Below are 10,244 nucleotides of genomic sequence, written 5' to 3'. Positions count from 1 at the left end.
GGGCCACACCGTGCGCTCGACCTACGCCCAAGGCGGCGGCGTGCCCCACCTGATCGCCGTGCACCAGGACAAGTCCGGCGCCGCCCGTGACATCGCCCTGTCGTACGCTACCGCCAACGGCGGCGGCCGCGCCGGCATCATCGAAACCAACTTCCGCGAAGAAACCGAAACCGACCTGTTCGGCGAGCAAGCCGTGCTGTGCGGCGGTACCGTCGAGCTGATCAAGGCTGGCTTCGAAACGCTGGTGGAAGCTGGCTACGCGCCGGAAATGGCTTACTTCGAGTGCCTGCACGAACTCAAGCTGATCGTCGACCTGATCTATGAAGGCGGCATCGCCAACATGAACTACTCGATCTCCAACAACGCCGAATACGGCGAATACGTCACCGGCCCGCGCGTCGTGACCGAGGAGACCAAGAAGGCCATGAAGCAATGCCTGACCGACATCCAGACCGGCGAGTACGCCAAGAGCTTCTTGCTCGAGAACAAGGCCGGCGCCCCGACCCTGATCTCGCGCCGCCGCCTGACCGCTGAGCACCAGATCGAAGAAGTGGGTGCCAAGCTGCGCGCGATGATGCCCTGGATCGCAAAGAACAAGCTGGTCGACCAGTCGAAGAACTAAGCTGTACTAGACAGCCCGACGGCCCGCCGCTCCTGACGGCGCGGGCCGCAGCCGTTCAGTGTTCCGCACAATTCCCCCTCTCGAGGGGCTATTCAGGCGGGGGCTGAACGGCTTTTTGTTATCCTTGTCAGACTTTATCCACCAAGTAAGCATTGCATGAACTATCCTCATCCGCTGATCGCCCGTGAAGGCTGGCCGTTCCTGGCTGGCGCCTTTGTCATCTCGCTGCTGGTGCAGGTCAGCGCCGGCTTCTGGTGGGCCTTGCCGCTGTGGATCATTACACTGTTCGTGCTGCAGTTCTTCCGTGATCCGCCGCGGTCCATTCCCGCCCAGCCGAACGCTGTCCTGGCGCCTGCCGATGGCCGCATCGTGGTGGTCGAGAAGACCATGGACCCGTACGCGGGCCGCGAGGCGCTGAAGATCAGCGTCTTCATGAACGTGTTCAACGTACACTCCAACCGGGTGTCCGTGGACGGCAAGGTCGAGAAGGTCGAGTATTTTCCCGGCAAGTTCGTCAACGCCGACCTCGACAAGGCTTCGATCGAGAACGAACGCAACGCCGTGGTCATCCGCCGTGCCGCAGACGGCAAGGTGGTGACCCTGGTACAGGTGGCCGGCCTGGTGGCCCGCCGCATCCTCTGCTACACCCGCGTCGGCGAGACGCTGTCGCGCGGCCAGCGCTATGGCTTCATCCGCTTTGGCTCGCGTGTCGACGTCTACCTGCCGGTGGATGCGCGCCCGCGCGTGACCATCGGCGAGAAGGTGTCGGCCTCGTCGACCATCCTGGCTGAGCTGGATTAATCCGGCGACGCCGGAACAGATCAGACCCACTGGAGAACAGGCATGGGTGCTTTCAACCGACGCAATAAGCGCGTTACCAATGGCAACGTGACCAACTTGCGTCCTTTCCGCCACAATCAGTTGCGTGGCAACGAGTCCGACAGTTTCGACGACGAAGCCGGGGACGATCACGACATCGAGTACGTGCGCCCGCGGCGTCGCGGCATTTACCTGCTGCCCAACGCGTTCACCACCGCGGCGCTGTTCGCCGGCTTCTTTGCCATCGTGCAGGCCATGAACATGCGCTTTGACAGCGCGGCCATCGCCATCTTCGCCGCGATGGTGCTGGACGGCATGGACGGGCGTGTCGCACGCATCACCAATACGCAGAGCGCGTTTGGCGAGCAATACGATTCGTTGTCGGACATGACCTCGTTCGGGGTGGCGCCGGCGCTGGTGATGTATGAGTGGATCCTGCACGACCTGGGCAAGTGGGGCTGGATTGCCGCCTTTGTGTATTGCACCTGCGCCGCGCTACGCCTGGCGCGCTTCAATGCCAACATCGGCGTGGTCGACAAGCGCTTCTTCCAGGGGCTGCCCAGCCCGGCGGCGGCGGCGCTGGTGGCCGGCTTTGTCTGGCTGGTGATCGACAACAAGCTGCCGGTCAAGGACCTGTGGATGCCGTGGGTGGCGTTCGGCATCACGCTGTACGCCGGCTTGTCGATGGTCTCCAACGCGCCGTTCTATAGCGGCAAGGCGCTCGATGTGCGCTATCGCGTGCCCTTCGGCATGATGGTGCTGGTGCTGGTCTTGTTCGTGGTGGTCTCGACGGATCCGCCGGTGGCGTTGTTTGGCCTGTTCGTGGCCTACGCCATCTCCGGCTACCTGCTGTGGGGCTGGCATGCGCTGCACGGCAAGCCGGCCGAAATCCGCAAGGTGCGGGACGGCGGGAACGATCGATCCTGATCACAGGTTGGTAAAAAGGCGCTGCGGCGCCTTTTTTTACATTTGTTTTCCAGGCTGCCGCATTGCCGTGGCGTTTGCCGTGGTTCACTGTAGCCTCGGTTGTATGTAGTCCCCCTTGTTGTCCACTTATCACTGGAGGTTCTCATGGGCATGCTCGACTTCATCAAGGAAGCAGGAGAGAAGCTGTTTGGCGGCAGCGCAGCGCAAGCCGCTCCCGCGGCGGATCCGGCCGATGCGCCGGCGGCGGATGCCGATGCCGATGCGGCCAACCGCGCCGCCGGCGATGCCATCGAAGGCTACATCAAGCAGATGAACCTCGACGCCACCGGGTTGATGGTGCAGGTGGACGGCTCGCAAGGGCTGGTGACGGTGTTCGGCGTGGCGCCGGACCAGGCCACCCGCGAGAAGATCATCCTGTGCTGCGGCAATGTGCAAGGCGTGGACAAGGTCGACGACAAGATGTCGGTCAATGTCGACTCCACCGAATCGACCTGGCACACCGTGGTCAAGGGCGACACCCTGTGGGCGATCTCCCAGACGGCCTACGGCAACGGCGCGCTGTACACCGCGATTTTCGAGGCCAACGAGCCGATGTTGACGAATCCGGACAAGATCTACCCCGGCCAGAAGTTGCGCATCCCGCCCAAGGCCTGACGCCCGCCGCCCAGGGGGCATGGCGCTCCCTGGCCTGTTTTTCGGCTGTCGGCCGGATACGGCCTGATTGATGCATCCATATTGCACACACCTGGCTTCTCGGCTATAGTCGCTCACATGATTTCGCGCCAAGCTCTACTCGCCCGCACCATTCTAGGTGGCCTACTAGGCCGTCAGGTCGGGACGCGTTCGCGCTGAGGGAAGCCAAGCCCCTCGCGTAAAGTCACACAGGATTTATAAACGCCCCGGCCYGCATCACTGCACGCCGGGGCGTTTTGCATTCAGCACGAATACAGCAGCACAGCAGAACGAAACGGCGGATGCCGAGACATCCACCCGATTCACCAAATACAAAAGTCAGCCCAGGAGCCCCAACCATGTCCGACAAACTCATTATTTTCGACACCACCTTGCGCGACGGCGAGCAGTCGCCCGGCGCCTCCATGACCCGCGAGGAAAAGATCCGCATCGCGCGCCAGCTGGAGCGCCTGAAGGTCGACGTGATCGAAGCGGGCTTCGCCGCCAGCTCCAACGGCGACTTCGAAGCGATCCGCTCCATCGCCCAGGTCGTCAAGGATTCGACCATCTGCTCGCTGGCCCGCGCCAACGACCGCGATATCGCCCGCGCCGCGGAGGCGCTCAAGCCGGCCAACTCCTTCCGCATCCATACCTTCATCGCCACCTCGGCGCTGCATATGGAAAAGAAGCTGCGCATGACGCCGGACCAGGTTTTCGAGCAAGCCATCCAGGCGGTGCGCTTTGCGCGCCAGTTCACCGACGATATCGAATTCTCGCCCGAAGACGGCAGCCGCTCGGACATGGATTTCCTGTGCCGCGTGCTCGAAGGCGTGATCAAGGAAGGCGCTACCACCATCAACCTGCCGGATACGGTGGGCTACGCCGTGCCGGAAGGCTACGCGGGCCTGATCCGCTCGGTGCGCGAACGCATCCCCAATTCCGACAAGGCCATCTGGTCCGTGCATTGCCACAACGACCTCGGCATGGCCGTGGCCAATTCGCTGGCGGCGGTCAAGCTCGGCGGTGCGCGCCAGGTCGAGTGCACCATCAACGGCCTCGGCGAGCGTGCCGGCAATACCAGCCTGGAAGAAGTCGTGATGGCGGTGAAGACGCGCCGCGACTACTTCGACATGGACGTCGGCGTGGATACCACGCAGATCRTGCCGGCTTCCAAACTGGTGTCGCAGATCACCGGCTTCGTGGTGCAGCCCAACAAGGCCGTTGTGGGCGCCAATGCCTTCGCGCATGCTTCGGGCATCCACCAGGATGGCGTGCTGAAGGCGCGCGATACCTACGAGATCATGCGCGCGGAAGACGTGGGCTGGACCGCCAATAAGATCGTGCTGGGCAAGCTCTCGGGCCGCAACGCCTTCAAGCAACGCCTGCAGGAACTCGGCATCGAGCTGGAGAGCGAGGGCGAGGTCAACGCCGCGTTCACCCGCTTCAAGGAACTCGCCGACCAGAAGTCCGAGATCTTCGATGAAGACATCATGGCCATCGTTTCCGACGAGGCGCACGACGTCAACGAGCACTTCCGCTTTATCTCGCTGTCGCAGCACTCCGAGACCGGCGAGCGCCCGCATGCGCGCGTGGTGTTCAACATGGACGGCAATGAGGTGACGGGGGAAGGCGAGGGCAATGGCCCGGTCGATGCCACGCTGCACGCCATCGAGGGCAAGGTCGCCAGCGGCGCCGAGCTGGTGCTGTATTCGGTCAATGCCATCACCGCCGGCACGCAGGCCCAGGGCGAAGTGACGGTCCGTTTGTCCAAGGGTGGGCGCATCGTTAACGGCGTGGGCACCGATCCCGATATCGTGGCCGCCTCGGCCAAGGCCTACCTGGCCGCGCTGAACAAACTGCACGACAAGGCCGTGCAGAAGATCAACCCGCAGATCTGATCCCGATCTGACCGGTAAGCTCGCGGCCTATCCGGCCGCGGGGCTTGAATCGGCCCGCCGCATTCCCATGAGGATGACGGCGGGCTTTTTGCATTTCTCTGCCTTCAGCGGCGCCGGCCAGGCCCGTCCGCGAGCGGGTCTGGCGTGATCTGGGTCTGGCGCAGCACGCCGGCGTCGTCGAAATAGAAATGGAACATCGACGGCCAGTTGTCTTCATGCTTGAAGCGGTAAGACCACACTTCGCGCTTCATCAGCGGGTAATACTGCTTGGGCTCGCGCGGCTTGCCGAAGTGTTGCTCCACGTCCAGCTTGGTCCACACATCGACTTTCGCCTTGTAGAGCTCGCTGGTTTGCAGCATCTGCCGGAACATGGTCAGATGGCCGCTGCGGTCGAAGTCAGCCGCGTAGGATTGTTGCCCGAAGGGTTGCTTGGAGTAGATCCAGCGCTGCGTGCCGTCGGCTAGCTGGTAGGTATCGGTTGGCGTGCCGAAATGGGCTTGTACGGCGGCTTCTGGCGCGCCCACCATGTCCTGGCCGGCTTTGACCGGTTGCAGCACCGAGCAGGCCGGCAGGACCGCTGCCGCTGCAGCTAGCACGAGCCACTGGGCAGCACGGCGCGACGATGAGGCGTTCATGACAGTCCTCTTGTTCAAATTCGTGATGATATGGACTAAGAGTGTAGCGGCGCGCAGAAGTTGTGTGCGCCTCATGTGGCACGTGCTGGCTTTCTGAGGGTAAGCGCCGCCATGGCACCCCCATCCTCGCCCAATTTCCCGTTTTGCCGCGAATGCGATCCGATTTGCCTAGGCTGGGTCCCTGGCTTACCATGCAGCGCTTTGGCGGGAGATCACTTGATGTGGGCTAAACGATGGCTGGCGGGCTGTTTGCTGGCGGTGGCGGCGAGCGCCGGCGCGCAGGAGCCGATCCGTCTCGGCATGATCGAAGGGTTGTCCGGCCCCTTTGCCAACGCTGGCGACGCGGTGGTGCGCAACCTGCGGATCGCCATCGACCGCGTCAATGCGCGCGGTGGCGTCAAGACCGCGGAAGGCGCGCGGCCCCTCGAGCTGGTTACCTTCGATAGCAAGGGCAATGTCGACGAGAGCCTGATCCAGTTGCGCGCTCTGGTGGACAAGCGGATTCCCTTTGTCCTGCAGGGCAACAGCTCAGCGGTGGCTGGCGCGCTGGTCAGCGCGATCAACCGCCACAACAGCCGGCAGCCCGATGCCCGCGTGCTCTTCCTGAATTACTCGGCGGTCGATCCCACACTGACCAACGAGGGGTGCAGCTTCTGGCACTTCCGCTTCGATGCCAGCGCCGACATGCGCATGCAGGCCCTGACCGAAGTCATCCGTGCCGATGCCGGCGTTCGGCGCGTCTACCTGATCGACCAGGACTACAGTTTCGGCCATCAGGTGTCGCGTTCGGCACGGGAGATGCTGGCGGCCAAGCGGCCTGAGCTGCGCATCGTGGGCGATGAGTTCCACCCGATCGGCAAGATCAAGGACTTTGCCCCGTATATCGCCAAGATCAAGGCCAGCGGCGCGGATGCGGTGATCACGGGCAACTGGGGCAACGATCTCACACTGATGATCAAGGCCGCGCGCGAGGGCGGGCTGAACGCCAAGTTTTACACCTTCTACGGCAACGGGCTGGGCGCGCCGGCGGCCATGGGCGATGCCGGGGTAGGGCGTGTGCTCGCGGTGGCGGAGTGGCACCCCAACGTGGGCGGCGCGGCGTCGGACGCGTTCTACCAGGCGTTCCGTGCCCGTTACCCTGAGCCCAGGGACGACTACGTTCACCTGCGCATGCAGATGATGGTGGAGATGCTTGCCAGGGCCATCGAGCAGGCGGGCTCGACCGACGCCGTCAAGGTGGCGCGTGCGCTGGAGGGMATGCGCTACGTCAACGACTTCCATGATGCGACGATCCGCGCCGATGACCACCAGGTGCTGCAGCCGCTCTACGTGTCGGTGATGGAGAAGCAGGGCGGCGATGTGCGCTTTGACAACGAGGGGTCGGGCTATGGCTTTCGCACGGTGAGGAAGCTAAAGTCGGCGCAGACCATGTTGCCCACGACTTGCAAGATGGAGCGGTTCTAGCGGCTCCGGGCCGGCGTTGCCGCAAATGCCATCGCCGGCCCGTTTTCCGTTATAATCGCCCGCTGTCATAGCCAGCCGGTTGTCAAAAACCGGCCCGGCGAGACAGTTGCCTGTATGTAAGACACGCACAAGGCACGACGCATGCGGCACATTTCGTGCTGTAGCGTTCGCAAGTGAAAAGGAAATCACCATGGCAGAAGCCCAAGTCAGCAGCAAAACCGAAGTCATCAAGCAGTTCGCACGTGCCGCCAACGACACGGGTAGCCCCGAAGTCCAGGTCGCTTTGCTGACCACCCGCATCAACGAACTGACCCCCCACTTCAAGGCCAACATGAAGGATCACCACAGCCGCCGCGGTCTGCTGCGCATGGTGAGCCGTCGTCGTCGCCTGCTGGACTACCTCAAGGCCAACGATGCCGACCGTTATCGTTCGCTGATCGAGAAGCTCGGCCTGCGTAAGTAAGCAGCCAGGATCGTCCGGATGGCAGCACGAATGGATGCACTGCACGCCTTCGCGTGAGCCACTAATGCCTGCGTCAGCCTCGCTGATGCAGGCATTTTGTTTTTGCGGATGAAATGTCGCAGGTCCGGCCGCTGCCCGGTCGATGTCTGGTATTGCTGCAAGTGATTTTTGCTCTACTTGATGGTGCCATGACCCCGAGGGMTGGCACACGTTGCGCCAAGACGTGCAACGGAGTAAGTTACTGTGTTCTTTAGCTTTTTTCAGCTTTTTTACTGTTAATCCATACCGGAGTCGGGCAAGGAAGCGGGGCTTTGTGTCATTCCAGCGCGGTATTTGCCCAGGCAGATGCCCACGTACCAGAACCAGGTATCGCACCAGGTATCGCGCTGGAATGGCATAGCACTTCCCTGTGACTGAGGCCGACGCTGATCCGGCAGTTCGCCCGCGGCTGCTAACGCGGGCGTTGCACAAGCGTGCAAGCACGAACAAAAGGAACGCTCATGACCATGTTCAACAAGATCGTCAAGGAATTCCAGTGGGGCCAGCACAAGGTGCGCCTGGAAACCGGCGAGGTYGCCCGCCAGGCTGGCGGYGCCGTGATCGTCGACATTGAAGACACCGTGGTGCTCGCCACCGTTGTCGCTGCCAAGTCGCCSAAGSCSGGCCAGGATTTCTTCCCGCTSACCGTCRACTACMTCGAAAAGACCTACGCWGCCGGCAAGATCCCCGGYGGCTWCTTCAAGCGYGAAGGYCGTCCGTCGGAAAACGAGACGCTGACCTCGCGCCTGATCGACCGCCCGCTGCGCCCGCTGTTCCCGGAAGGCTTCTACAACGAAGTGCAAGTGGTCATCCACGTGCTGTCGCTGAACCCGGAAGTCCCGGCTGACATCCCCGCCCTGATCGGCGCCTCGGCTGCCCTGGCAGTGTCGGGCATTCCGTTCAGCGGCCCGGTCGGCGCAGCGCGCGTTGGCTACAAGGACGGCCAGTACCTGCTGAACCCGACCCGCTCGCAAATCGCCGCTTCGGAACTGGACCTGGTGGTTGCCGGTACCGAGCGCGCCGTACTGATGGTGGAGTCGGAAGCCCGCCAACTGTCGGAAGAGGTGATGCTGGGCGCCGTGGTCTACGGCCACGAGCAAATGCAGACGGCCATCAATGCCATCCATGACCTGGTGCGCGACGGCGGCAAGCCGGAGTGGGACTGGACCGCGGCCCCGAAGAACGAAGCGCTGATCGCCAAGGTCGGCGAAATCGCCCTGCCGCTGCTGCAGGACGTCTACCAGCTGCGCCAGAAGTCGGCTCGCAGCCAAAAGCTCAAGGAAGTCTACGCCACCGTGGCGGCAAAGCTGGCCGAAGCCGGCGTGGAAGCCGACAAGGTCGAAGTGGGCAACGTGCTGTTCGACATCGAAGCCAAGATCGTGCGCAGCCAGGTGCTGTCGGGCGAGCCGCGCATCGACGGCCGCGACACCCGCACCGTGCGCCCGATCGAGATCCGCTCGTCGGTGCTGCCGCGCGCTCACGGCTCGGCCATCTTCACCCGTGGCGAAACCCAGGCGCTGGTGGTTGCCACGCTGGGCACCAAGGGCGATGAGCAGATCATCGACGCGCTCGCCGGCGAGTACCGCGACCGCTTCATGCTCCACTACAACATGCCTCCGTTCGCCACCGGCGAAACCGGCCGCGTGGGCAGCCCCAAGCGCCGCGAAATCGGCCACGGCCGCCTGGCCAAGCGCGCGCTGATCCCGGTCCTGCCGAAGGATGACGAATTTGCCTACACCATCCGCCTGGTGTCCGAAATCACCGAATCCAACGGCTCGTCGTCGATGGCATCGGTGTGCGGCGGCTGCCTGGCACTGATGGACGCAGGCGTTCCGATCAAGGCGCACGTGGCCGGCGTGGCCATGGGCCTGATCCTGGAAGGCAACAAGTTCGCCGTGCTGACCGACATCCTGGGCGACGAGGACCACCTCGGCGACATGGACTTCAAGGTCGCGGGTACCGACACCGGCATCACCGCGCTGCAGATGGACATCAAGGTCCAGGGCATCACCAAGGAAATCATGCAGGTCGCGCTGGCGCAAGCCAAGGAAGGCCGCCTGCATATCCTGGGCAAGATGCAGGACGCGATGGGCCATGCGCGCACCGAGCTGTCGGAGCACGCACCGCGCATGATCACCATGAAGATCCATCCGGACAAGATCCGCGAAGTGATCGGCAAGGGCGGCTCGACCATCCAGGCCCTGACCAAGGAAACCGGCACCACCATCGACATCCAGGAAGACGGTACCATCACCATCGCCTCGACCTCGACCGAAGGCATGGCCGAAGCCAAGCGCCGCATCGAAGGCATCACCGCGGAAGCCGAAGTGGGCAAGATCTACGCCGGCACCGTGCTCAAGCTGCTGGACTTTGGCGCCATCGTCAACATCCTGCCGGGCAAGGATGGCCTGCTGCATATCTCCGAGATCGTCAACGAACGCGTCAAGGACATCAAGGACTGGCTCAAGGAAGGTCAACACGTGCGCGTCAAGCTGATCCAGGCTGACGAGAAGGGCCGCCTGCGCCTGTCCCTGAAGGCCGCGCTGGCCGAAGAGGGCGGCAGCATCAGCCCGATCGCCAACACCAGCGAGGCACCGGCTGCTCCGGCAGCACCGGCAGCACCGGCCGCGCCGACGACGCCTTCGGCTGATCAGCAACAGCAGTAAGCGTTTTACGGTGCCGGTAGAACGACGGTACCCGTAGCA

Annotated in this window: 9 protein-coding genes; 8 read left to right on the top strand and 1 reads right to left on the bottom strand. The window is 63.2% G+C overall.

Going from position 1 to position 10,244, the window contains the following annotated elements; genetic code table 11:
• The 5 genes from ilvC to AC1DS3_RS14910 form a co-directional block, all read left to right on the top strand.
• Nucleotides 1-622, top strand: a 622-nt coding sequence (gene ilvC / locus AC1DS3_RS14930) for a ketol-acid reductoisomerase (RefSeq protein ID WP_477127447.1), incomplete at its 5' end; no start/stop codon positions are given.
• Between the two features lie 156 nt (nt 623-778).
• Nucleotides 779-1,423, top strand: a complete 645-nt coding sequence (locus AC1DS3_RS14925; protein ID WP_441640622.1) for a phosphatidylserine decarboxylase — start codon at nt 779-781, stop codon at nt 1,421-1,423.
• A 42-nt stretch (nt 1,424-1,465) separates the two neighbouring features.
• Nucleotides 1,466-2,368: a CDP-diacylglycerol--serine O-phosphatidyltransferase gene (gene pssA, locus AC1DS3_RS14920; protein ID WP_441640621.1), complete on the top strand. Its 903-nt coding sequence runs from the start codon at nt 1,466-1,468 to the stop codon at nt 2,366-2,368.
• 144 nt (nt 2,369-2,512) lie between these two features.
• Nucleotides 2,513-3,022, top strand: a complete 510-nt coding sequence (lysM, locus tag AC1DS3_RS14915) for a peptidoglycan-binding protein LysM (protein WP_441640620.1) — start codon at nt 2,513-2,515, stop codon at nt 3,020-3,022.
• Nucleotides 3,023-3,399: 377 nt separating this feature from the next.
• Nucleotides 3,400-4,938: a 2-isopropylmalate synthase gene (locus AC1DS3_RS14910; RefSeq protein ID WP_477127446.1), complete on the top strand. Its 1,539-nt coding sequence runs from the start codon at nt 3,400-3,402 to the stop codon at nt 4,936-4,938.
• Nucleotides 4,939-5,042: 104 nt separating this feature from the next.
• Here the strand turns inward: AC1DS3_RS14910 and AC1DS3_RS14905 are convergent, their stop codons facing one another.
• On the bottom strand, nt 5,043-5,573 hold the full coding sequence (locus AC1DS3_RS14905; RefSeq protein ID WP_441640619.1) for a hypothetical protein: 531 nt from the start codon (nt 5,571-5,573) through the stop codon (nt 5,043-5,045).
• A 219-nt stretch (nt 5,574-5,792) separates the two neighbouring features.
• Between AC1DS3_RS14905 and AC1DS3_RS14900 the strand changes: the two genes are divergently transcribed.
• From AC1DS3_RS14900 to pnp, 3 genes are all read left to right on the top strand, one after another.
• Nucleotides 5,793-7,037, top strand: coding sequence for a branched-chain amino acid ABC transporter substrate-binding protein (locus tag AC1DS3_RS14900; protein WP_441640618.1), 1,245 nt, complete (start codon nt 5,793-5,795; stop codon nt 7,035-7,037).
• Nucleotides 7,038-7,227: 190 nt separating this feature from the next.
• Nucleotides 7,228-7,500: a 30S ribosomal protein S15 gene (gene rpsO, locus AC1DS3_RS14895; RefSeq protein WP_441640617.1), complete on the top strand. Its 273-nt coding sequence runs from the start codon at nt 7,228-7,230 to the stop codon at nt 7,498-7,500.
• A gap of 500 nt (nt 7,501-8,000) precedes the next feature.
• Nucleotides 8,001-10,205 carry a polyribonucleotide nucleotidyltransferase gene (gene pnp / locus AC1DS3_RS14890; protein ID WP_477127445.1) on the top strand — a complete coding sequence of 735 codons (2,205 nt, stop codon included), beginning with the start codon at nt 8,001-8,003 and terminating at the stop codon, nt 10,203-10,205.
• The last annotated feature ends 39 nt before the right edge of the window (nt 10,206-10,244 follow it).

The organism is Cupriavidus sp. 01L46, from assembly GCF_056399905.1.
This window is presented reverse-complemented; position numbering and strand designations above follow the sequence as displayed.

What these genes read in the sequence shown, in the direction of transcription:
- AC1DS3_RS14925 (WP_441640622.1), top strand. Translation starts at nt 779, where the DNA reads ATGAACTATCCTCATCCGCTGATCGCCCGTGAAGGCTGGCCGTTCCTG.
- pssA (WP_441640621.1), top strand. Translation starts at nt 1,466, where the DNA reads ATGGGTGCTTTCAACCGACGCAATAAGCGCGTTACCAATGGCAACGTG.
- lysM (WP_441640620.1), top strand. Translation starts at nt 2,513, where the DNA reads ATGGGCATGCTCGACTTCATCAAGGAAGCAGGAGAGAAGCTGTTTGGC.
- AC1DS3_RS14905 (WP_441640619.1), bottom strand. Translation starts at nt 5,573, where the DNA reads ATGAACGCCTCATCGTCGCGCCGTGCTGCCCAGTGGCTCGTGCTAGCT.
- rpsO (WP_441640617.1), top strand. Translation starts at nt 7,228, where the DNA reads ATGGCAGAAGCCCAAGTCAGCAGCAAAACCGAAGTCATCAAGCAGTTC.